Source organism: Curtobacterium sp. 24E2 (assembly GCF_016925595.1).
Taxonomy (GTDB): Bacteria; Actinomycetota; Actinomycetes; order Actinomycetales; family Microbacteriaceae; genus Curtobacterium.
In genome coordinates, this window is sequence record NZ_CP068987.1 from 1,295,646 (window position 1) to 1,318,489 (window position 22,844).

Below are 22,844 nucleotides of genomic sequence, written 5' to 3' on the forward strand. Positions count from 1 at the left end.
CCTGCGCACGTACTGCGATCGCAGTAGCGCCGGGTCATCGGACGGGAGGCCCGTGGCGGACCCGCCACGTGCCTCCCGTCGGCTGTCCGGTCCCGTTCAGGGCACGCAGTCTGCTGCACGCGAGAGGATGGCGTGTGACCACCGCGACCAGCATCCTCGACGCGATCGTCCGGTACGTGGACGCGACCGGCTTCGTCGCCCACGGCCTGCACGTCCGGACTGCCGACGACGACGTCGCCGAGCACCGATGGACGCCCGACGTGCGCGAGGAGATCCACTCCGCGGCGAAGGGCGTCTGCGTCCTCGCCACCGGGATCGCCGCCGACGAGGGCCTGGTGGACGTCGACGAACCGATCGCCGCATCGCTGCCCGGGTTCGTGTTCGGGGACGGCGTCGACCAGGTCACCCTCCGACACCTGCTCACGATGACGAGCGGGATCGACATGCCCTGGTCGGCGACCGAGCTGACCGACTGGCCGGACCTGGCGGCCGAGTTCCTGCGACGGCCCTCGCGGGGTCGCGTGTTCCAGTACGCCAACGTCAGCACCTACACCGCCATGCGCGTGCTCGAGACCCGCGTCGGCGACGTCGGCGCGTTCGTGTCCCGGCGCCTGTTCGACCCGCTCGGCATCGACGACGTGGAATGGCTGCGCTGCCCGAACGGGTACGTCGCCGCCGGTGAGGGCCTGGCGCTCCGCACCGAGGAACTCGCGCGCCTCGGCCGGCTCATCCGTGACCGCGGCGTGGTCGACGGGCAACGCATCGTCAGCGCCCGCTGGTGCGACGCGATGCACTCCGACTGGGTCGAGCGCGAGGGGACCGGACCCGGCTACCACCGCTACGCGATGGCCGGCTGGGGCGGTCCGGGGCAGCTGTGGCGGCTGCACGGCGCGTACGGGCAGATGCTGCTGTTCGACGACCACCCCGACGGCGACACCGTGGTCACGATCACCGCCGACGACCACTTCGGCGCCGACGCGATGGCCGCGTTCGTCGCCGAAGAGCTCGCTCGGCAGCGGTAGTCGGCGGCCGTCGCTGGCAGCGGTAGCCGGCGGCCGTCGCTGGCAGCCGTCGCGTCCTCGCCGTGCGAGGATCGATCAGTGCAGGAACAGACGCCCGTCGCGATCATCATCGCGGCCATGAGCGAAGAGGTCTCGGCCTTCGCCGACCTGTTCGGCGGGGTCCCGATCCTCGACGGGCCCGTCGGCGGCCACGACCCGCACCAGCTGCTCGACATCGGCGGCGCCACCGTGGCCGTCCGCCGCAGCGGCATCGGCTTCACGAACGCGACCGCCGCGGTCGCACACGGCTTCCACGACTTCGGACCCGGCATCCCCGTGATCAGCGTCGGGACCGCTGGCGGCCTCATGCACGGCATCGCGATCGGGGACGTGATCGTCGGCGACCGGTACGTCAACCTCAACGCGGACGCCACCGCGTTCGGCTACGCCCTCGGCCAGGTCCCCGGCATGCCGACCGGGTACGCCCCGGACGCCCGACTGGTGGACCTGGCGATGGCCGCCGACATCGCCTGGCCGCTGCGCTCGGCGACGATCGGCTCGAGCGAGGTCTTCGTCACCGAGGGGCGCGCCCGGACGCTCCGCGGCGCCTTCCCCGACGTGGCCGCCGTCGACATGGAGTCGGCCGCCATCGCCCAGTTCGCCCACGTCCACGACATGCCGTTCGTGTCGGTCCGCTGCATCAGCGACCTCTGCGCTCCCGACGGTGCCGAGTTCCGCGAGCACCTGGACGGTGCCGCGGCGCGCGCCGCCCGCGTGGTCCACGACCTGGTGCGCGGCCTGCGTCCCTGAGACCCGGCCCGCCGGCGGACGGGAGGCGCGGTGCGGGCCCGCCCCGTGCCTCCCGTCCGCCCTGCGCGCACGTCGAGAGCCGGTGCTGCCCGCGAAAGCGACGATCCTGCGGCACGGGGCACCGTCCGGTCCGGCATCGCGACAGATCTCCGCGAACTGTTCGCGGCACGCTGTCGCTTTCGCGGATTCGGGATCGCAGCGCACGTCGAGAGCCGCGGTGCGCACGCATGTGCGCCACCTGCGAGCGCATCCCGCGCACGGTGCGATGATGAGCGGCGGCCGTCGCCCGGACGGCCGGAGACGGAAGTGCCGAGCGTGACCGATACCCGCTCCGAGACCCCGACGGAACCGTCGAAGCCGACGGACCACACCACCCCCACGACCGAGGCCACCGACGACGGCGGCCACGGCCCGCGCAAGGGCGTCGCCGTCCTGGCGCTCGCCGCACTCGGCGTCGTGTTCGGCGACATCGGGACGAGTCCGCTCTACGCCCTGCGCACGGTGTTCACGATCGACGACGGCCTGGTGAAGGCCAACCAGGAAGACGTCTACGGCGTCATCTCGATGATGTTCTGGAGCATCACGATCATCGTCTCGATCAAGTACGTCCTGATCCTGATGCGCGCCGACAACGACGGCGAGGGTGGGGTGATGGCGCTCGCTGCCCTGGCCCGCCGGCTCTACGCGAAGCGTCGCGGTGGCGCGGTGATCTTCCTGGTGATCGGCATCGTCGGGGTCTCGCTCTTCTACGGCGACTCCGTGATCACCCCGGCCGTGTCGGTGCTGTCCGCGGTCGAGGGGCTCGGCACCGCAGCGCCGTCCGTCGAACACCTGATCGTGCCGATCGCCGCGGTCATCCTGGTCGTGCTCTTCGCGGTGCAGCGCTTCGGCACCGGCAAGGTCGGCAACCTGTTCGGCCCGGTCATGCTGCTCTGGTTCGTCGTGATCGCCGCCGCCGGCGTCCCGCACATCCTCGAGCACCCCGGCGTCCTGCAGGGGCTCTCGCCGACGTGGGCGATCTCGTTCGCCTTCGCGCACCCGTACATCACGTTCGTGGCGATGGGGGCCGTGGTGCTCGTCATCACCGGTGCCGAGGCGCTCTACGCCGACATGGGGCACTTCGGACGGTCGCCGATCCTGAAGGCGTGGTTCTTCGTGGTGTTCCCGGCGCTCGTCCTCAACTACCTCGGGCAGGCGTCGCTGGTCCTGCGTGACCCGTCGGCGGCGAAGGACCCGTTCTTCCTGCTGTTCCCGGACGCGTTGCGGCTGCCCGTGGTGGTGCTGGCGACGCTCGCGACGGTGATCGCGAGCCAGGCCGTCATCTCCGGGGCGTTCTCGCTCACCCGCCAGGCCGTCCAGCTCGGCTGCTGCCGCCGCTCACGATCCGGCAGACCTCGCGGCGGGAGAGCGGGCAGATCTACCTGCCCGCGGTGAACCTGCTGCTGTTCATCGGCGTGCTCGCGATCATGCTCGCGTTCCGGTCGTCGGCGAACCTGGCGACCGCGTACGGGGTGTCCGTCACCGGAGCCCTGGTCGTCGACACGCTCCTGCTCCTGCTCGTCGTCCGCCCGCTGTGGAAGTGGGCGACCTGGAAGCTCGTCGTCGCGGCGGTGGCGTTCGGCGGGCTCGAGCTGACCTTCCTCGCCGGCAACCTGTCGAAGATCATCCACGGCGGTTGGGTGCCGCTCCTCATCGCCCTGGCCGTGATCACCGTGATGACGACGTGGCGCCGTGGCCGGGCGCTCGTGCAGGAGGAACGCAAGGAACGCGAGGGGTCGCTCGCCGAGTTCATCGACCGCATCAACCAGGAGCACATCCCGCGGGTGCCCGGGGTGGCGGTCTTCCCGCACCCGAACAAGGAGACGACGCCGCTGGCGCTCCGGGCCAACGTCGAGCACAACCACGTGGTGCACCGGACCGTCCTGATCGTCTCGGTGCTCACCGCCAACGTGCCGCACGTCCCGCACGCGAAGGCGTTCTTCCGCGACGACCTCGGCTACGAGGACGACGGCATCGACCACATCACGGTGAAGTTCGGGTTCTCGGACGACCAGGACCTGCCGAAGGCCCTGCACGCCGCGTGCCTGGCCGAGGTCCTGGACATCGACCCGGAGGAAGTGCTCCGGGCGTCCTACTTCATCTCCCGCGGAGCCCTCCGTCCGATGCCCGGCAACCGGGGGATGGTGGCCTGGCGGAAGAAGCTCTTCGTCGGACTCGCCCACAATGCCGCCGACCCCGCAGCACGCTTCGGTCTCCCCGCGCAGCGGACCGTGACGATGGGCAGCGACGTCGAGATCTGACGCACGTCATGCGCCTGCGTTCCGCATCCGCGGAGCGCAGGCCCCCGTTCGGGGGTGATGGTCTTGTGCACCCGTTCAGGGTTACGCTCATCGGAACCACACCACAGCTGCAGGCAGCATCACCAACTGCCGGACCAGCACCAGGATCAGGAGCGAAGCCACATGAGGCTTGGAGTACTCGAGCGCGCCCAGAAAGACCCAGGGGCGTCCACTTCCACCCGATGGTCAGGCCGGAGCAAGGGCGTCGCGATCGTCACCGCCGCCCTCCTCGGCGCCGGCGGCAGCATCCTCGCCGCCGCCCCCGCGACGGCAGCGCCCGTCGCATCGACCGGGCAGGGGCGCTTCCTCAGCGGCTCCGCGCTCGGTCTGAACCTCGACGACATCCTCACCGTGACCCCGGCGGACGCGGTCAACACCGGTGGGGCCACGGACACCGACGTCCACCCGCTCGACGTCACCGCGCTCAACGCGGTCAACGTCAACCTGGGCGGGGGCCTCAACCTGCTCGGGAACAACGGCATCCTCACCCTCGGTGCCGTCAACCAGTACGCCGCCGCCGACGCCGACGGCAGCTCCGTCGCCGCGTCCGGCGCGGTGACGAACACCGGCGGGATCGGCGTCGGCGGCCAGGACGGCGTCCCGCAGTCCAACGCCACGCTCGACCTTTCCGGACTCATCGGGGCCGACCTGGCGGGCGCACTCGCGAACGCCCAGCTCGAGGTCGGCGCCGTCTCGGCCACCGCTGCCCAGGCAGCCGGTCCGGACGGTGCGCAGACGGGCGACTACGGCATCGCCGGACTCGACCTGTCGCTGACGAGCCCTGCGCTCGGCACCACCGTCACCGATCTCCGCACGACGCTCGGCACGCTGCAGCCGACCGTGGACAACCTCGAGGAACTGCTCACGGTGCTCGGCCCGCTCGTCCAGGTCGCGGGCATCCCCGACCTCGTCGCGGTGCTCGACTCCGCCACCGGCGACGTCACCAGCGCCGACGGGTCGATCACGGCGAACCTGCAGACCGGTGCGATCACGGTCGACGTCGCCGCGGTACTGACCAACGCCGGCCTGGACATCAACAACCTGCCGCCGAACACCGAGCTGCTGCCGTACATCACGAACGCGCTCACGACCCAACTCCTGCCGGCGGTCACCACCGCGCTGCAGGGTGTCGTCACGCAGCTCACCACGTCACTGCAGGGCCTCTCGGTCACCGTGCTCGGCGTCCAGCTGCCGGTCGGGCAGGTCCTGCCGATCATCAACCCGGTCCTCGCGCAGGTCGTCGCCCCGATCAACGAGGTCGTCGCCGGCCTCGGTGAGACGGTCATCACGCCCCTCGCCGACGCCCTGACGACCGTCGTGTCGCTCCAGGCGAACGTGCAGGAGACCAGCGCCGACGGCGTCTTCACCCAGCGTGCCCTGCGCGTCGCACTGGTGCCGGCCGCCGGCACCGCCGTCGTCAACCTCGCCTCGGCTGCGGTCGGCCCGAACGCCGGTCCGCTCGCGGTCCCGACGATCACCGCGCTCGACCCCGACAACGGGCCGGTCGCCGGTGGCACGGTCGTCACCGTCACGGGCACCGGTTTCACGGACGACGCCACGGTGTCGGTCGACGGTTCCGACCCGATCGAGGCGGACTCCGTCTCGGACGACGGCACCGAGCTGACGTTCACCACGCCGGCGCACGTCGTCGGCACGGTCGACGTCACCGTCACGACGCCCGCCGGTGAATCCGACCCGCTCGACTTCACCTACACCGACGACGCGGCCGCGGTCCCGACGATCACCGCGCTCGACCCCGACAACGGGCCGGTCGCCGGTGGCACGGTCGTCACCGTCACGGGAACGGGCTTCACGGACGACGCCACGGTGTCGGTCGACGGTTCCGACCCGATCGAGGCGGACTCGGTCTCCGACGACGGCACCGAGCTGACGTTCACGACGCCGGCGCACGACGCCGGGACGGTCGACGTCACGGTCACCACGCCTGCCGGTACCTCGGACCCGCTCGACTACACCTACAACGCGGCACCCGCAGCGGTGCCCACGCTCACGACGCTCGACCCCGACAACGGGCCGGTCGGCGGCGGCACGCTCGTCACCGTCACGGGCACCGGGTTCACCGACGACGCCACCGTGTCGGTCGACGGTTCCGACCCGATCGACCCGGAGTCGGTCTCCGACGACGGCACCGAGCTGACGTTCACGACCCCGGCGCACGTCGCCGGTCCGGTCGAGGTGACGGTCACGACCGACGCAGGGACCTCGGACCCGCTGACGTACACCTACAACCCGGCACCCGCCGGGGCTCCGACGCTGACGGCGCTGGACCCCGACAACGGTCCGGTCACCGGTGGCACGGTCGTCACGGTCTCCGGCACGGGCTTCACCGACGACTCGACGGTCTCGGTGGACGGTTCCGACCCGATCACTCCGGACAGCGTGTCGGACGACGGCACCGAGCTGACGTTCACGACACCGGCGCACACCGCCGGTGCGGTCCCCGTGACCGTCACCAACGGCTCCGGCACCTCGGCGCCACTGCCGTACACGTACAACCCGGCCCCGGCCGCGGTCCCGACGATCTCCGCGCTGGACCCGGACAACGGTCCGGCCGCGGGTGGCACCGTCGTGACCGTCACGGGTACCGGCTTCACCGACGACTCCACGGTCTCGGTGGACGGTTCCGACCCGATCACGCCGGACAGCGTGTCGGACGACGGCACGACGCTCACCTTCACGACCCCGGCGCACGCTGCCGGTGACGTCGAGGTCACGGTGACGACCCCGGGTGGCACCTCCGACCCGCTCGTCTACACCTACAACCCCGCGTCGACCACGACGACCCCGCCGCCGGTGATCACCTCGCCGACGGATGGTGGCACCGTCACGACGCCCAACCCGCCGATCACCGGCACCGGCCAGCCCGGCGCGACCGTCACGGTCACCGTCGGCACGGTCATCGTCTGCACCGCGGTCGTCGCGGCCGACGGCACCTGGAAGTGCACGCCGATCGTCGGCTTCGGCCCGGGAACGGTGACCATCACCGCCACCCAGACCGGCGCTGACGGCACCTCGGCGGCGTCCGACCCGGTGACGTTCACCGTCCGTCTCGCGACCGCCGGCACCGGTGGCGCCGGCGGCACCGGCCCGAACGGGACGCTCGCCTACACGGGCAGCGACCCGGCCCCGGTGATCGCCTTCGCGATCCTGCTGATGCTCGCGGGCGTCGGGCTCACCATCGCCCGCCGCTTCCGTCGGGCCTAGTCCGCACCACCAGCAGCGCCCGCCGGGATCCGTCCCGGCGGGCGCTGCTGCGTGCGTGCGTGAGTGAGTGCGTGCGTGCGGGCGTGCGAGTGCGAGTGCGGGTGCGGGTGCGTGCGCGTGCGCGTGCGCGTGCATGCGTGCGCACCGTGCGACGATCCACCACGTGATCGACGCGTGGAACGTCGGAACATGCGCACGCACCAGATGCGTGTGCATCGTGCGACACAGCACCGGTTGATCGACGCGTGGAACGTCGGAACATGCGCACGCACCGGCGGACGGGAGGCGCGGTGCGGGGCCGCCACGGGCCTCCCGTCCGCGGGTGGGTGCGATCAGTGCCCGAGCTGCTCCCGCAGGTACGGTGCGGTCCGGCTCTCGGTGGACGCCGCGACCTGGGCCGGGGTGCCGGTGGCGACGACGCGGCCGCCGTCCTCGCCGCCGGAGGGCCCCATGTCGATGACGTGGTCCGCACTCGCGACGACGTCCATGGCGTGCTCGACCACGACGACGGTGTTGCCGGCGTCGGTGAGGCGTGCGAGCTGTGCGGTCAGCAGCTCGACGTCGGCAGGGTGCAGGCCCGTCGTCGGTTCGTCGAGCAGGTAGAGCGTGTGCCCGGTGCGCGCGCGTTGCAGTTCGGTCGCGAGCTTGATGCGCTGGGCCTCGCCGCCGGACAGCTCCGGTGCGGGCTGTCCGAGTCGCAGGTAGCCGAGGCCGACCTGGCGCAGGGCCTCGAGCCCGCGGGCGGCTGCCGGCAGCGACGCCAGGAAGGGCGCCGCCTGGTCGACGGTCATGCTCAGCACGTCCGCGATCGACGCCCCGTCCCACTGCACCTCGAGCGTCTCGTCGTTGTATCGCGCACCGTGGCACTCCGGGCAGGGCGCCCAGCTGCCCGGCAGGAACAGGAGCTCGACCGACACCGAGCCCTCGCCCTGGCACACCTCGCACCGACCGCCGGCCACGTTGAACGAGAAACGGCTGGCGGTCCAGCCGCGGGCCTTCGCGTCGTCGGTCGCCGCGAACGCGGCACGCACGGCGTCGAAGAGCCCGGTGTAGGTGGCGAGGTTCGAACGCGGGGTTCGGCCGATCGGCTTCTGGTCGACCTGCACGACACGGTCGACGAGCGGGTGCGACGTCGCGACGCCGGGCAGGACCCCGCCGACGAGCGACGACTTGCCGGACCCACTCACGCCGGTGACCGCGGTGAGCACCCCGAGCGGCAGGTCGACGTCGAGACCCTGCAGGTTGTGCAGCGTGAGGTCGCGCAGCTCGAGGGTCCCGACGGGGGACCGGACGGTGCGCTCGCCGTCGCTCCGGTCGCCCGGGTGCAGGAAGCGTCGGGTGACCGATGCCTCGACGTCGGCGAGACCGTCGACGGGGCCGCTGTACAGGACGGTGCCCCCGCCGGACCCGGCGCCCGGGCCGACGTCGACGATCCAGTCGGCGCGCCGCACGATGCTCATGTCGTGCTCGACGACGAAGACGCTGTTGCCGCCGGCGCGCAGGTCGTCGAGGACCTCGACCAAGGACTCGGCGTCGGCGGGGTGCAGGCCGGCGCTCGGTTCGTCGAGCACGTAGACGACACCGAACAGGCCGGAGCGCAGTTGTGTCGCGATGCGCAGGCGCTGCGTCTCGCCGGGGAGAGCGTCGGGGTGGCCCGGTCGAGCGCGAGGTACCCGAGGCCCAGGCCGACGAGCACCTCGACCCGGGTGAGCAGGTCGCGGGAGATCGCGACGGCGACCTCGGTGTGCTCACCGGACGACGCACGCGAGGTCGCTGCGGCCGCGTCGGTCAGGGTCGCGATCGGGCGCAGGACGTCGGCCAGCGCCGTGAGCGGCAGGCCGTTCAGGTCGGCGATCGAGTGGCCGCCGACGGTGACCGCCAGCGCTGCCCGGGTCAGTCCGGTCCCGCCGCAGAGGCCGCACGGACCGGACTCGACGAACTGCAGCACCTTGGTCCGCTGCGTCTCGCTCTGCGAGTCGGCGAGGGTGTGCATCACGAACTGGCGTGCGCTCCAGAACCGTCCCTTGTACGGCTTCGCGACGCGGTCGCGCTTGGGGTGGACCTGGACGACGGGCTGCTCCTCGGTGAACAGCAACCAGTCGCGGTCCTGTCGGGAGAGCTCACGCCACGGCGCGTCGATGTCGTAGCCGAGCACCGCGGTGACGTCGCGCAGGTTCTTGCCCTGCCACGCCCCGGGCCACGCCGTGATCGCGCCGTCGCGGATGCTCAACGACGGGTCGTGGACGGCCGAGGCCTCGGTGACCTCGTGGGCGATGCCGAGTCCGTGGCACCGCGGGCAGGCCCCGGCCACGGTGTTCGGTGAGAACGAGTCGGACTCGAGCCGGTCGGCCCCGGACGGGTAGGTGCCGGCGCGGGAGAACAGCATGCGCATCGAGTTCGACAGGGTCGTCAGCGTGCCGACGGTCGAACGGCTGCTCGGAGCACCGCGGCGCTGCTGCAGGGCCACAGCGGGCGGCAACCCGGTGATCGAGTCGACGTGCGGCGTCGAGCCCTGCGCGATGAGCCGTCGGGCGTAGGGAGCGACGGACTCGAGGAAGCGGCGCTGCGCCTCGGCGAACACCGTGCCGAACGCGAGCGAGGACTTGCCGGAGCCGGAGACGCCGGTGAAGGCGACGATGCGGTTGCGCGGGATGTCCACGTCGACGTCCCGCAGGTTGTGCTCACGGGCGCCGCGGACACGGATGAAGTCGTCGGGCCCCGGTTGGTCGTCGGTCACGGTCGAGCGGGGAGCGGGCATCTGCTCGATGGTAGGCGGGTGCTGCTGAACGTGGTGAAGGGCCGTCCCGGTTGCCCGGGGCGGCCCTGCACGTGTGGTGCTGGTGTTACTTGATCTGTGCGGTGATGGTGGCGGTGCCGACGAGGAGGCCGCGCTTGACGGCGTCGGTGCCGAAGGTCTTGTTCAGCAGGCCGGCGGCGTCTTCGGAGACGTGGACGGTGGTGCCGGTCAGGATGGCGTTGTCGCCCTCGAGCTGGAGGGGCTTGAGGGAACCGCCCCAGAGCTCGAACAGGTACGCGTTGGACGCGGCGACCTTGCCGTTGACCAGGACGTCACCGTAGAGCTTGGAGGAGCCCGGGTTCACGACGAAGTTCTCGAGCGTGACGGTGGTGTCGCCGGCCTTGAGGGTGAGGCCGGAGTCGTCGTGGTTGAGCAGGCCCTGCACGTAGGGCTTGTAGTTGCCGTCCGGCGACCAGTAGGTGACCGACCCGGCGGTGATCGGGAACGACACGGAGCCGTCGGCGAGGGTTGCGTCGCCGGAGACGCCGGGGGTGAGCTTGAGGGCGGTGAGGGCGTCGGTGAAGCCGGAGTCGAGCTTCACGGCGGTGGAGCCACCGAGGACCTCGGGGACGGATGCGACGGGTGCGGGGATCTTCGACGACGACGACGAGACCGTGTGGATGGTCGGGGTGGCGGCCTGGGCGGAGGAGATGCCGAACGCGGCACCGCCGAGCACGAGGGCGCCGGTCGTGGCGAGGGTGATGGAGGTCTTCAGGCTCTTGCGCATGGTGATCTGTCCTTTGCTGAGGTGTCGCGCTCGGCGCGGCTGCTGTGTGCGCGCCGAACACACCCTGGTGCAGGGTGGAGAACCAGCAATGTGCGGCTGGTGAGCGCTCCGGGTGGTTCCCGGTCTGTGCAGGTGATTCGGGGCCTCCGGCAAACGGATTGGACCGATCTGTCTCCGTTACCGGTCTGTGACCTTCGCGCCCTGGGTGCGACCAGCGGACGGACGGGAGGCCCGGTGCCAGCTGGCACCGGGCCTCCCGTCCGTCGTCGTCGTGCGTTCAGAACGCCTTGCCGGGATTCAGGGTGCCCGCCGGGTCCAGGGCGTCCTTCACGGCGCGGTGCATCGCGAGGACCCGCTCGCCGAGCTCCTGTCGCAGGCCCGGCAGCTTGAGCAGGCCGACACCGTGCTCACCCGTGACGGTGCCGCCGAGTGCCAGACAGTCCGCGACGATCTGGTCGAACGCCTCCTTCGCGCGGGCCTTCGCGGCGGCGTCGCCCTCCGGAGCGATGATCAGCGGGTGCAGGTTGCCGTCGCCGGCGTGCGCGATGTTCGCGATGGTGACGTCGTGCGCCGCCGCGGTCGCCTGGATCCGCCGCAGCATCTCGGGCACCGCGCTGCGGGGCACGCAGATGTCCTCGGTGAGCACCGGGCCGAGCCGCTCGAGTGCCGGGTACGCCAGTCGCCGTGCCTGGAACAGCCGGTCGATGTCGTCCGGGTCCGTGGCGCGCTCGACGTCGGTCCCGCCGGCCTGCGCGAAGACCGCTGCGACCTGGTCGGCGAGCTCGTCCCCCGCGGCACCACGCTCGTCGACCCGGGCCAGCAGCAGGGTGTCGACGTCGGACGGCAGCCCGAGGTGCATCCATTCGTCGACGGCCCGGAGACAGGTCCGGTCCACGATCTCGAGTGCGGCGGGGATGATCCCGGCACGCGAGATCGCGGCGACGGCGTCCCCGGCGGCGCTGAGCGAGGGAAGTACCCGATCACGGCGCGTTCGTCGCGTCCGGCCAGGGGGAGCAGCTTGACGGTGACCGACACGACGATGCCGAGCGTGCCCTCCGAGCCCACCATCAGGCCAGCCAGGTCGTACCCGGCCACGCCCTTCGCCGTGCGGCGCCCGAGCTCCACCACGGAACCGTCGGCCAGCACGACGGTCATCCCGAGCACGTAGTCGCGGGTGACGCCGTACTTCACGCAGCAGATCCCGCCGGCGTTCGTCGCGACGTTGCCGCCGATCGTCGAGATGGCCGAGCTCGCCGGGTCCGGCGGGTACCAGAGTCCGTGTTCCGCGACGGCAGCCCGGAGCGCGTCGTTGATCACACCGGGCTGGGCGACGGCGTAGCGCTCGTCGGTGTTCACCTCGAGCACCGCGTCCATCAGCTCCAGGGACAGGACGACCGATCCGGCCATCGCGTTCGCCCCACCGGACAGACCGGTCCCGGCGCCGCGCGGTACGACCCGCACGCCGGCGGCTGCCGCCCACCGGACGGTGGCGACGACGTCGTCGGTGCTGCGTGCGAGGACGACGGCGAGCGGTGCCGTGGAGTCGGCCCACTCGGCATCGTCGTGGCGGTACCGCTCGAGCGACGCCGGGTCGCGGAGGACCTGGCCCGGCCCGAGCAGGTCGTCGAGGGCGGCGGTGTCGACGGCGTGACTGGCGGTCATCGGTTCGGGGGTCCTTCCGGGCGCTGCGGTGCGGCGCCGACGACGATACCGCGCTGAGTGGACGACCCGTGTCGTCTGCCAGGGACGCCGGACGACGGTGAGGCACGCGGCGGTCCCGTCGCGGTGAGCAAGGAGTGTCCATGTACTTCCACGCACAGACCTGGATCAACGAGATCGCCGACGGCGAGCCCGACCCGGCCGCCGCCAACGCCCTGCAGGAAGGGCTCGGCGGGCAGTTCGGCGAGATGCGCACGATGATGCAGTACCTGTTCCAGGCGATGAACTTCCGAGGACCGGCGGCGAAGCCGTACCGCGACCTCATCCAGGGCGTCGGTACCGAGGAGATCAGCCACGTCGAGCTCATCGGCACCACGATCTCCCGCCTGCTCGACGGCTCGCCCGAGTACACCGGCAAGCTCACCGACCCGCTGGACAAGCCGGGTGCGAAGGGTGCGACGCCGCTCAACATCGCGCTCGACACGAGCAACATCCACCACTACCTGGTCGGCGCGCAGGGTGCTCTGCCGGTCGATGCGGCGGGCAACCCGTGGAGCGGCAGCTACGTCTACAACTCCGGCAACCTGCCGCTCGACCTGCTCTACAACCTGATGCTCGAGTCCACCGGTCGCCTGCAGAAGTGCCGCATCTACGAGATGACGGACAACCCCACCGCGCGCAGCACCATCGCCTACCTGATCGTCCGCGACCAGGCGCACGAGAACGCCTACGCGAAGGCACTCGAGACCCTCGGCGTCGAATGGAAGACCCTGCTGCCGATCCCGAAGACGAACGCCGAGCGGTTCCCGGAGGTCAAGGAACTCGTCGACCTCGGGCTGCAGAGCAAGCAGTACAGCTTCGACCTCGACGGGGCGTCGGAGGCCGGCAAGATCTTCCGCGGGGCGTCACCGTCGAAGGACGGCACGGACCTGACCGCGACCGAGCAGGCCCCCGCCGGCGTGCCGTCGTTCATCGCTCCGGAGCGACTCGAGGAGTTCGCTCCCGGCCTCGACGCCGACCTGCTGGCACTCATCCAGCAGACCGCCGAACTCGAGCTCGACCAGGCGGAGACGCCGCTCTACGGGCCGGTGGTCTGAGCCCGCCTGCGCTCGCGGATCAGTCGAGGCAGAACTCGTTGCCCTCGACGTCCTGCATCACGATGCAGGACTCGTCGACCTGATCCGCGAGCATGCGGCGGAACTGCGTCGCGCCGAGTGCGACGAGGCGGGCGCTCTCCGCGTCGAGTGCCCCGAGGCGCTCCTCGCCGACCAGACCGGTGCCGACCCGGACGTCCAGATGCACGCGGTTCTTCACCGTCTTGCCCTCGGGTACCCGTTGGAAGAACAGCCTCGGGCCGGCGCCGGTCGGGTCGACGCACGCGAAGGCAGAGTCCTGGTGCTCGGGCGGCAGCGAGGCGTTGAAGGCCTGCCAGTCGACGAACCCGGGCGGGGAGCAGGGACCTCGTAGCCGAGGACCTCGCACCAGAACCGGGCGACCCGCTCCGGCTCGGCGCAGTCGAACGTCACCTGGACCTGTCGCACCGTTGCCATGCGCGCCAGGGTAATCCGGCCGCGCGGCCGGTGCGAAACGGTTCTGCGACGGACCACGAGTTGATCGACGAGTGGTCCGTCGGACACTCGTGTTCCGACTCGTGTCACTACGGTCCGGTGACGAACTGCTCCCGCACGACCGTCACCGTCGCCGCGTCCACGCCGACACTCAGGTGGAGCGGCGGCCGGTCGAGGACCAGTCCGAGCGCAGAGCGGACGCGAACGGCCTCGGTCCTGGTGAGGCGCTCGCCCACCCTGTCCCGTCTGGTGACGAGCGACGCGAGGATCGCGAGGTCGTTCAGGTGTCGGTCCGCACGTGCTCCTTCGCCGATGAGGAGCGCGGACGCCTTGGCGACCAGTGCTCCCTGCAGGGTCGGTCGGTTCACACGCCCGGTCCGGCCCGAGACCTCGACGTCGATCGTCTCCGATCGGTCGAGTGCCCCTTGACCGCCCGGCGCTGCGATCGTCCGACCACCCGTCACGCCGACCCGGTTGTCCGCTCGTTCGCCGAGGAAGCGTGGGATGAGGACGTCGATCTGGGCGTCGCCCTTCAGCCATCGGTGTTGCACGCCACGTGTCCCCTCGAGCACGGGCGGTGCTTCGCCGGCAGACTCGAACCCCAGCGCGCTGAGCACGGCGGTGAAGTCGTGGAGGACTCGCGGTCGTGCGCGGACGTCGAGCACGGCGTCAGCGTCTTGCGTTGGTCGGGGCGGAACGGCGCCTCGCTCCCAGCACAACGAATGCACCATCTGCCCGCCGACGAGCGCCCATCCACTCGGATGGCGTTCGTGGACCTGGAACAGCGCGTGCCACGCTGCGGCCTGGGCCGACGTCATGGCCGGAGCGACGATCGTCACGACGTGGCCTGGAGGAGCTCCGCAACCCGGGACCGTTCGCGGATTCCGTCGTGCCCCGCGAGGTCGACCAAGAGCAACCCGAGCGGAAGCGGCGATGGGGGCTTCTGATCAGATACGTGCAGCAGGACGTTGGGCTGGTCGGACGGGCGGAGGAGGTAGTCACGTCGGAGTGCATCGGCGTCGCCGGCCGCGACTCGAGCCTCGAGCTGCCCCGCCGCGGCGATCTCCGAGCGGGGATCGCTGAAACCCGACTTCACCAGGCGACCGTCAGCGGCGAGGTCCTCGAGGTCGGCATCGGCCACTCGGAGACGAAGTGCAGGGACCGGGCGAATCCAGGCTCCGAGCATGCGGTCCGGTTCGGCGCTCCGAAAGAGTTCGTCCCGGTAGCGGCGAAGACGGACCCGCTCCGGCGCTGAGAGGCCATCGATCGGCTGACCGGAGAGCGAGGCCAGCAGGTTGCTGCGCATCCGTGCACCGAGCGGTCGACTCGCGGCAGGACGATGCTCCGACGATTGGTCGACGAGCCACTGGCCGCCGACCTGGCGTGCTCGGATCGATCCCCTTCGATCAGCGCCCGGACGCGTCGCGGTGACAACCCCACGCGGACCGCGAACTCGGCCACACTCTCCTCAGCCATGTACACAAGTGTACCGATGGCGGAACAGAAGTGTAAGTCAGTGCTTCCCGCGGAGGCGACCGACGCCGAGGACGATCGCCACGACGACCATGCCGAGGACGACGCCGGCGACCGCCGAGACCGCGGTGTCGACGACCCACGTGATGACCGGGCCCGCGGCCTCGATCGCGTGCTCGATCGTGTGCAACAGGTCGTACGGGCCGTGCCAGAAGGTCTCGGCGAGGTTCGCGATGACCAGGTGCCCGCCGACCCAGAGCATCGCAACGGTGCCGATGACGCTGATGACCCGGAAGACCGTCGGCATCGCCCGCACGATCCGTGCTCCTGCGCGTCGCGTCCGGCGGACCGAGTTCTTCATCATCTGCAGACCGACGTCGTCGATCTTCACCAGCAGGGCGACTGCGCCGTAGACGACCGCCGTCATGACGAGTCCGATCACGATGAGGGCACCGAGCGTCGGCCAGAGCCCGAGGTCGGGGTCGAGGCCGGCCAGGGCGATGAGCATGATCTCGGTGCTCAGGATGAGGTCGGTCCGGATGGCGCCGAACACGAGCTTCGGTTCGGTGACCGAGTCGGTGGTGCCTGCGCCGTGGTGGACGCCGAACCACTCGGTGACCTTCTCCGCGCCCTCGAAGCACAGGTACGTCCCGCCGATGAGCAGGAGGTACGGCAGCACCCGGGGCGCGAACGCGGTGAGCAGCAGCGCCAGCGGGATGATGATGATGAACTTGTTGAACAGGCTGCCGAGCGCGATGCGCCCGACGACCGGCAGTTCTCGGGCGGGTGCGAGTCCCTGCACGTACTGCGGGGTGACCGCGGCGTCGTCGATGACGACACCGGCGGTCTTCGCGCTCGCTTTCAGGGCCGCGGAGAGGATGTCGTCCACCACGGCGAGCAATCCGACTGACATGACTTCGTTCTCCGCTCGTCCGGGCCTGTGACGGTGCTCAGCGTAGTGGGCGTTCGCGGTGGTCTGACGCCAGGGCGGTGCGCCACTGACGAAGGCCCCGTCGGGGGACGGGGCCTTCTCATCGGGTGGGTCAGCCGTTGAGGTGCGCGATGGCGAAGTCCGCCTCGGCAGGGGTGAACTTCTCGCCGTACTCGCTGACGAGCTGGTCGCGGATCGCGGCCGGAGACATCGACATGTTCGCCTGGTAGTCCTTGGCCTTCGCGAGTGCGTTCGCGTTCCAGTCCGCCTTGATCGTGTCGATCGCGTACTGGGCTGCCTCTGGCGAGAACTGCTCGCCGTACTCCGAGGTGAGCTGGTCGTACAGCCCGGCCTTGCTCATGTGCATCATCTCGGAGTAGCTCTCCGCCTTGGTCAGGGCCGAGGCGTACTCCACTGGCGTCGCGGGCTTCTCCGGAGTCGCTTCGGTCGACTCGGATTCCTTCTCGGCGGGCTCCGCAGCGGCCTCGGAGGGCTTCGCTGCTTCCGACGGTTCCTCGGCCTCGGCGGCCGCGGTCGGTTCTGGTGACTCTGCGACGACTGCGGACTGCTGGGTCGACTCCGAGCCGCTGACGACCGCGCCGATCCCGGCCGCGACGCCGATGGAGCTGAGCGCGGCGACGATTCCGAACACCAGGCCGGTCACGGCCAGGCCCTTCGGCTGTTGTTTCCGGAGGGCGAGGACCGCCAACACGATGGCGACCGCACCGACGATCGCACCGAAGACCGGAATGAGTCCGACCAAGAAGGCGCCGATCCCGACGAGCAACGCGGCGAGGGCGAGTCCGGAGGCTCGTTTCGGAGTGAGCGGTGCCCCCGGGAACGGGGCGAACGTCTGCTGGGGGGCCCCGGAGGGCTGTGGGTACGGGGAGGGGTCTGCGACATGCCGCCCCCTGCGGCTCGGATGTTGTCATACTCTCAAGTATCTCAAAGGTGAGAATTACCTCAAGATATGCTTCGATGCTGCTGTGCCCCAATTCGGGTGTCGTTCCGACGGGCGGACCCTGAACGCCGTCGGGGCGCCGTCCGTAGGCTGACGGCATGGCTGACTTCACCGCTGCACAGGCCGCCGTCGTGCGGATCGAACGCGCCGAGGAGGGGCGTTGGGACCTCACGGTGATCAGCGACTCGGGCGTGAAGATGGGGCACGGCGTGTACTTGTTCGACGCCGCGCACGACGACGCCGAGGACGAGCAGGCCGCCGCGCTCGACTTCGTGCGCGACTACGGCTTCCGGTTCGAGCGCGACGCCGTGCAGGCCGACGGCGCGGATGCCTACTGGGCGCCGCTGCTGCCGTCCGACCAGCAGTGACCGGCTACAGGGACGCGATCAACCGCTCGACCCGCATCCGGATGTCGTCGCGGATCGGGCGGACCTGCTCGATCCCCAGCCCGGCCGGGTCGGCGAGGTCCCAGTCCTCGTAGCGCTTGCCGGGGAACACCGGGCAGGCGTCCCCGCAGCCCATGGTGACGACGACGTCCGACTCGCGCACGGTCTCGGTCTCGAGCACTGCCGGTCGGGCGTCGGCGATGTCGATGCCCTGCTCGGCCATGGCCTGCACCGCGGCGGAGTTGACCTGATCGGCGGGCTCGCTGCCGGCGGAGAACACCCGGACGCGGTCACCGGCGAGGTGCTGCAGCCACCCCGCGGCCATCTGGGAGCGTCCGGCGTTGTGGACGCACACGAACAGGACGGCGGGGCGATCGGTCATGCGCCCATCATCCCAGCGAGGGCGGCCGTCATCCCAGCGAGGGCGGCCGTCATCCCAGCGCGGACGCCTCGAACCCGATCAGCCACGTGACGCCGAACGCGTCCCGCACGGTGCCGTCCCAGTCACCCCACGGCCGTTGCTGCAGGGCGTCGACGACCGTGCCGCCTTCGGCGAGCGCGTCGAACCAGCGCCGCAGGACGTCGGGTTCGTCGGCCCCGAGGAGCGAGAACAGCAGGCCGGTCGCCGCGAACGGCTCGTCGGTCCCGCTCGCGTCGGCGGCGAAGAGCTGCAGCCCGCCGGTGAGCTGCCCGTGGGCGACCGCGTCGGCGGGGCCGTCGGTCCGTGAGAAGTCGGCGTAGGTCGCGATCTGGACCTCGCCGCCGAAGACCCCTCGCCAGTGCTCGAGGGCCCGCCTGGCGGTGCCGGCGAGTTGGAAGTACGGCGACGGTCCGGTGACGTTCATGCCCGGACGATACCGCCGGGCGACGGCGCGCGCATCGACGCGCTGTCGCGCGACGTCCGTGGGAAGCGCGCGATGGGCTGAGCCCGGCCGGGTGCCGGACGGGAGGCCCGTGGCGCGCCCGCCACGGGCCTCCAGTCCGTCCGGTGCTCGCGTCCGGGGCGCGTCTCAGGTGAGCAGGGCGAGGGCGCGGTCCACGACGTCCTCCGGACGGCCGTCGCCGTGCAGTGCCCACCAGGTGAGGGCCGCGCTCGCCGCGGCCGCCAGGGCGTGCGCGCGCACCGACACCGCGAGGTCGTCGGGCGTCGCGCCGTCCCGCTCGGCCACGAACCGGATGATCGCGTCGGTCAGGCTCGTGACCGTGGTCGCGCCGACGTGTTCGAGCGAGGGGTTCGCCCGGATGACGCGGAGTCGGTGGCGGGTGACCTCGACGGCGTCGTCAGGGAAGGTCGCGCCGATCCGGTAGGCCGCGCGCAGGGCGACCGACGACGACTCCGTGGCCGGCCGCTGTCGGAGTGCGTCACCGAACCGCGAGGCGAACTCGTCGAGCCCGCCCCAGACGAGCGCCGCCTTGTTCGGGAACAGCCGGAACAACGACCGGCGGCTCACGCCGGCAGCTGCGGCGACGTCGTCCATCGACACGGCGTCGAAGCCCTGCTCGTCGAACAGCCGCAGCGCCACGAGGGACACCGCGTCCGGGTCGATCGTGCGGGGGCGTCCCGTCGCGTGCATGGAGTCCTTTCGGCACTGAGTGCTATAACCATCGTGGCGCAGCGAGCGCCTCTCAGTGAGGAGACGACATGACCGACAGCACCGCCGGACGTTTCACCGGCAGGACCATCATCGTCACCGGGGCGGGTTCCGGCATCGGACGCGCCACGGCGACGCGCATCGCGAACGAGGGCGGACGGGTGATCGCGACCGACGTCGTCGCCGAACGCCTCGACGTGCTCCGCTCCGAACTCGAGGGCCTCGCACTCGAGACCGTCGTCGGGGACGTCGCCTCGACCGAGACCATCGACGCGCTCATCGCTGCCGCGGGCGATCGCATCGACGGACTGGCGAACGTCGCCGGCATCATGGACGCCTTCCTGCCGCCGAGCGAGGTCGACGACGCCACCTGGGACCGCGTCTTCAGCGTCAACGTCACCGGACCGATGCGCCTCACCCGCGCCGTCCTGCCGCACATGATCGCCGCCGGCCGCGGCGCCGTCGTGAACGTCGCGTCCGAGGCCGCACTCCGTGCCTCGGCAGCGGGTGCCGCGTACACGGCGTCGAAGCACGCGATCGCCGGGTTCACCAAGAGCGTGGCGTTCTTCCACGGGCCGCAGGGCATCCGGGCGAACGCGGTCGCGCCGGGTGCGGTCGCGACGAACATCGAGGCGCCGATGCGCAGCGAGTACGCCGCCAGCCGGGTCGGCCCCATCATGCAGGTCGCGATCCCGCCGGTGGCGCAGCCCGAGCAGCTCGCCGCGGCCATCACCTGGCTGCTCAGCGACGACTCCGCCAACGTGAACGGCGCCGTGCTGCCGAGCGACGGCGGGTGGTCGGTCGTCTGACGAAAATGCTCAGATACGAGTAGAAATCTACTAGAAGTGGTAGATTTCTACTCGTATCGATCGGAGGTCCCGATGCAGTTGCAATCCCCCTTCGCGACGGTGACCACCTCCGTGGACGGCGATGTGCTCGCCGTCCTGGCACGAGCGCCAGGACCGATGACGATCGCGGACATCTGCAGCCTGGTGCCGGACCGGTCGTACGCCGGGGTCCGGAACAGTGCGGATCGGCTGGTCGAGCAGGGTGTCGTCGACGGGCACCGGACCGGACGGACGAAGTCGTTCAGCCTGAACCGGGAACACCTCGCCGCCGATGCGATCACCGCTCTGGCCGATCTCCGGCGCGCGTTCCTCGAACGACTCCGATCGGGCTGTCGACCGATCCCCTCGTGTACGCCGCGCTCTTCGGATCCGGCGCCCGTGGTGAGATGCGGCCGGACAGCGACCTCGATGTCTGCTTCATCGTCGAGCGCGGCCGACGTGCGGAGGCAGAGGACCAGATCCACGCGGTGTGCCGTGCGGCCGGTCGGTGGACCGGGAACGCCGTGCGGCCGGTCCTCTTCGACGAGGACGAGATCGACGGCATCGACCCGCTCCTCGCATCGGTCGCCGGGGACGGGATTCCCATCGCAGGCGATGGTCGATGGCTGTCCCGGAAGCTCCGTACCCTGACTGGATGACCCCGCGAACTGGCACCACCGCACCGGGCGACGAGTCGTTCCGGAGGGGCCGGCTCGCCAAGGCGACGGAGTTCCTCGACGCTGCAGAGGCCCTCCGCGCGCTCGGCGGTGATGCAGGAGTCTTCAGTGCCGGATCGCAGTTCGCGAACGCGTTCGTCACGCAGTGCGTCCTCAGCGGCATCGCCGCGGCTGACGCGATCTGCGTCGCTCGGACCGGCGAGTACTCGCGATCGGGAGCACACGACGAAGCGGTACCCGTGCTGCGTGCGGCTGCTGGACAGTCGGTTGCGAAGCACCTCGAGGTGCTGCTGGCGGTGAAGACCAAAGCCGAGTACAACGCGCGGTCGGTCAGCGACAGCGACATCGTGCGCGCCGGGGAAGCGGCCGAGGCCCTCGAGGCGGCCGCGCGGTCGGTCTGACGCGCCGGTCGATCCGGAGCGGCTGGCCCGCCTACACTGCCGACATGACCGAGGTCCCCGTCGCGCGCTCCGAGTGGGGCCGGTTCGCCCCCGACTCCGTCGAACGCCGGATGCTCGAACACACCGGCACCGCCCTCGGTCTCGTCCTCCGCCCGCGCACCGTCGTGCTCGACCGCGCCCGGGTCGAGGTCGAGGGCATCGACGACGCCGACCGCGTCGTCGTGCAGCTCGTCGCGAACCAGGGCGCCTACAAGCCCGCCTGGCGCAACAAGGTGATGGCGGACCTGTTCAAGCTGCTGTGGCTGCGGCGGTCGGTCCCCGGGGTGGAGCGGGCCGTGCTCGTCGTCGCCGAACCCGCGGCGAGGGCGCTCGCCGGGTGGGTGGCGGTGGCCGCCGAGGACCTCGGCGTCGAGGTGCTCGTCTGGGACGGGCAGACCACGGTGCCCTCGCCGCGCTGAGCCGTGCACTCGTTCACACGTTCGCAACACATGTGGTCCGACTCCGTAACACGGGCGTCCTAACCTCGTCACCAGCAGCGGATTTCCGCGTCGCAGACCAACCCGAGCTCGCGACGCACGCTCTCCGCCATACGAGACCGAGCCTGCGTGCTCGCCGACGGTATGGAGGAACGGATGACCACATCAGCGGTCCGCGTGGACGCGGTGCGCAAGGTGTACGGCAGCGGCCCGAGCGCCATGGTCGCGCTCGACGACGCCCGGCTGACGATCGAGCCCGGGAAGTTCGTGTCGCTCATCGGCCCGAGCGGCTGCGGGAAGTCGACGCTGCTCCGCCTGGTGGCCGGGCTCGAGCCCGCCGACAGCGGTGACGTCCGGGTGCACGGAGTCACGCCGGCCCAGGCCTGCGCGGCGAAGCTCATCGGACTCGTGCCCCAGGCGCCGGCACTGCTGCCCTGGCTCACCGTGCTGCAGAACGTCTCGCTCGCCGGGCGCGTGAACCCGGGCGCCGGTCGCCGCCGCGCCGCCATCGAGGACCTCGAGGAGCGCGGCACCGGCGCCGGCCCGGACATGCGCGAACTCCTGCGGATGGCAGGACTCGGCGAGGCGATGGACAAGCTCCCGCGCAGCTGTCCGGCGGCATGCAGCAGCGCGCCGCGATCGTCCGGGCCTTCGGCCTGCGCCCCGACGTCCTGCTGATGGACGAGCCGTTCTCGGCGCTCGACGAGTTCACCCGCGAGAGCCTGCAGGACCAGCTGCTCGACCTGTGGGACGAGCTGCGCACGACGGTGCTCTTCGTGACGCACTCGGTGTCCGAAGCCGTCCGGATGTCGGACACCGTCGTCGTGATGGCGCCGCGCCCCGGCCGGATCGTCGACGTCATCGACATCGACCTGCCCCGCCCGCGCAACCAGCGATTGTTCGAGGAACAGCGGTTCCACGAGTACGAAGACCTGGTCCGGACCCGCTTGCACAGCGCCTGGCGCATGACCGATGCGGCCTGAGGGAGACGGGA

19 protein-coding genes and 5 pseudogenes are annotated in these 22,844 nt (G+C 70.9%); 12 read left to right on the forward strand and 12 right to left on the reverse strand.

Annotated elements, in window-relative coordinates:
• Nucleotides 1-134: 134 nt before the first annotated feature.
• The 5 genes and pseudogenes from JN350_RS06555 (at nucleotide 135) to JN350_RS06570 (ending at nucleotide 7,375) form a co-directional block, all read left to right on the forward strand.
• The gene (locus JN350_RS06555) at nucleotides 135-1,022 is read left to right on the forward strand and encodes a serine hydrolase domain-containing protein (RefSeq protein ID WP_205463990.1); all 888 of its coding nucleotides are present in this window, start codon (nucleotides 135-137) and stop codon (nucleotides 1,020-1,022) included.
• A gap of 78 nt (nucleotides 1,023-1,100) precedes the next feature.
• Nucleotides 1,101-1,811: a 5'-methylthioadenosine/S-adenosylhomocysteine nucleosidase gene (mtnN, locus tag JN350_RS06560; protein ID WP_205463991.1), complete on the forward strand. Its 711-nt coding sequence runs from the start codon at nucleotides 1,101-1,103 to the stop codon at nucleotides 1,809-1,811.
• A gap of 456 nt (nucleotides 1,812-2,267) precedes the next feature.
• A pseudogene (locus JN350_RS06565) lies at nucleotides 2,268-3,547 on the forward strand (KUP/HAK/KT family potassium transporter); the annotation flags it as partial.
• Nucleotides 3,527-4,111, forward strand: a complete 585-nt coding sequence (locus JN350_RS20670) for a KUP/HAK/KT family potassium transporter (protein ID WP_461964377.1) — start codon at nucleotides 3,527-3,529, stop codon at nucleotides 4,109-4,111. The pseudogene JN350_RS06565 and the gene JN350_RS20670, both read left to right, overlap by 21 nt.
• Before the next feature lie 162 nt (nucleotides 4,112-4,273).
• Entirely contained in the window at nucleotides 4,274-7,375 is a 3,102-nt protein-coding gene (locus JN350_RS06570) for a choice-of-anchor G family protein (RefSeq protein WP_205463992.1), read from the forward strand.
• A 332-nt stretch (nucleotides 7,376-7,707) separates the two neighbouring features.
• Here JN350_RS06570 and JN350_RS06575 read toward each other — a convergent pair.
• The 4 genes and pseudogenes from JN350_RS06575 to JN350_RS19085 all read right to left on the reverse strand — a co-directional run.
• Nucleotides 7,708-10,133: pseudogene (locus JN350_RS06575) on the reverse strand (excinuclease ABC subunit UvrA).
• Nucleotides 10,134-10,218: 85 nt separating this feature from the next.
• Complete coding sequence (locus tag JN350_RS06580) at nucleotides 10,219-10,899, reverse strand: hypothetical protein (RefSeq protein ID WP_205462047.1); 681 nt, start codon at nucleotides 10,897-10,899, stop codon at nucleotides 10,219-10,221.
• A 277-nt stretch (nucleotides 10,900-11,176) separates the two neighbouring features.
• Nucleotides 11,177-12,172: an FAD-linked oxidase C-terminal domain-containing protein gene (locus tag JN350_RS06585; RefSeq protein ID WP_240347695.1), complete on the reverse strand. Its 996-nt coding sequence runs from the start codon at nucleotides 12,170-12,172 to the stop codon at nucleotides 11,177-11,179.
• Nucleotides 12,073-12,561, reverse strand: a pseudogene (locus tag JN350_RS19085) (FAD-binding oxidoreductase); the annotation flags it as partial. The gene JN350_RS06585 and the pseudogene JN350_RS19085, both read right to left, overlap by 100 nt.
• A 140-nt stretch (nucleotides 12,562-12,701) precedes the next feature.
• On the opposite strand from JN350_RS19085, the gene JN350_RS06590 reads away from it, so the two are divergent.
• On the forward strand, nucleotides 12,702-13,655 hold the full coding sequence (locus tag JN350_RS06590) for a manganese catalase family protein (protein ID WP_205463993.1): 954 nt from the start codon (nucleotides 12,702-12,704) through the stop codon (nucleotides 13,653-13,655).
• A gap of 19 nt (nucleotides 13,656-13,674) precedes the next feature.
• On the opposite strand, the pseudogene JN350_RS06595 reads toward JN350_RS06590, so the two are convergent.
• The 5 genes and pseudogenes from JN350_RS06595 to JN350_RS06615 all read right to left on the reverse strand — a co-directional run bounded on the left by JN350_RS06595 (nucleotide 13,675) and on the right by JN350_RS06615 (nucleotide 17,317).
• A pseudogene (locus JN350_RS06595) lies at nucleotides 13,675-14,108 on the reverse strand (VOC family protein).
• 107 nt (nucleotides 14,109-14,215) lie between these two features.
• Nucleotides 14,216-14,791 (reverse strand): hypothetical protein, encoded by a 576-nt coding sequence (locus tag JN350_RS06600; protein WP_240347589.1) that lies wholly within the window; start codon nucleotides 14,789-14,791, stop codon nucleotides 14,216-14,218.
• 170 nt (nucleotides 14,792-14,961) lie between these two features.
• Complete coding sequence (locus tag JN350_RS06605; RefSeq protein WP_205463995.1) at nucleotides 14,962-15,267, reverse strand: hypothetical protein; 306 nt, start codon at nucleotides 15,265-15,267, stop codon at nucleotides 14,962-14,964.
• A 372-nt stretch (nucleotides 15,268-15,639) separates the two neighbouring features.
• Nucleotides 15,640-16,512, reverse strand: a complete 873-nt coding sequence (locus JN350_RS06610; protein WP_205463996.1) for a DUF808 domain-containing protein — start codon at nucleotides 16,510-16,512, stop codon at nucleotides 15,640-15,642.
• 130 nt (nucleotides 16,513-16,642) lie between these two features.
• Nucleotides 16,643-17,317, reverse strand: a complete 675-nt coding sequence (locus JN350_RS06615; RefSeq protein ID WP_240347590.1) for an Ltp family lipoprotein — start codon at nucleotides 17,315-17,317, stop codon at nucleotides 16,643-16,645.
• A gap of 272 nt (nucleotides 17,318-17,589) precedes the next feature.
• On the opposite strand from JN350_RS06615, the gene JN350_RS06620 reads away from it, so the two are divergent.
• Entirely contained in the window at nucleotides 17,590-17,859 is a 270-nt protein-coding gene (locus tag JN350_RS06620) for a hypothetical protein (protein WP_123294645.1), read from the forward strand.
• Nucleotides 17,860-17,863: 4 nt separating this feature from the next.
• Here the strand turns inward: JN350_RS06620 and JN350_RS06625 are convergent, their stop codons facing one another.
• The 3 genes from JN350_RS06625 to JN350_RS06635 form a co-directional block, all read right to left on the reverse strand.
• On the reverse strand, nucleotides 17,864-18,259 hold the full coding sequence (locus JN350_RS06625) for an arsenate reductase ArsC (protein ID WP_205463997.1): 396 nt from the start codon (nucleotides 18,257-18,259) through the stop codon (nucleotides 17,864-17,866).
• Nucleotides 18,260-18,308: 49 nt separating this feature from the next.
• Entirely contained in the window at nucleotides 18,309-18,722 is a 414-nt protein-coding gene (locus tag JN350_RS06630) for a VOC family protein (protein WP_205463998.1), read from the reverse strand.
• 165 nt (nucleotides 18,723-18,887) lie between these two features.
• Nucleotides 18,888-19,451, reverse strand: coding sequence for a TetR family transcriptional regulator (locus JN350_RS06635; protein WP_205463999.1), 564 nt, complete (start codon nucleotides 19,449-19,451; stop codon nucleotides 18,888-18,890).
• A gap of 68 nt (nucleotides 19,452-19,519) precedes the next feature.
• On the opposite strand from JN350_RS06635, the gene JN350_RS06640 reads away from it, so the two are divergent.
• The 5 genes and pseudogenes from JN350_RS06640 (at nucleotide 19,520) to JN350_RS20675 (ending at nucleotide 22,833) form a co-directional block, all read left to right on the forward strand.
• The gene (locus tag JN350_RS06640; RefSeq protein ID WP_205464000.1) at nucleotides 19,520-20,278 is read left to right on the forward strand and encodes an SDR family NAD(P)-dependent oxidoreductase; all 759 of its coding nucleotides are present in this window, start codon (nucleotides 19,520-19,522) and stop codon (nucleotides 20,276-20,278) included.
• A 386-nt stretch (nucleotides 20,279-20,664) separates the two neighbouring features.
• A complete protein-coding gene (locus JN350_RS06645; protein ID WP_205464001.1) occupies nucleotides 20,665-20,955 on the forward strand; it encodes a nucleotidyltransferase domain-containing protein in 291 nt (96 codons plus the stop codon).
• A complete protein-coding gene (locus JN350_RS06650) occupies nucleotides 20,952-21,374 on the forward strand; it encodes a DNA-binding protein (protein WP_205464002.1) in 423 nt (140 codons plus the stop codon). Before JN350_RS06645 ends, JN350_RS06650 begins: the two co-directional genes overlap by 4 nt.
• 44 nt (nucleotides 21,375-21,418) lie before the next feature.
• Entirely contained in the window at nucleotides 21,419-21,832 is a 414-nt protein-coding gene (locus JN350_RS06655; RefSeq protein WP_205464003.1) for a hypothetical protein, read from the forward strand.
• Between the two features lie 237 nt (nucleotides 21,833-22,069).
• Nucleotides 22,070-22,833: pseudogene (locus JN350_RS20675) on the forward strand (ABC transporter ATP-binding protein).
• Nucleotides 22,834-22,844 lie beyond the last annotated feature (11 nt).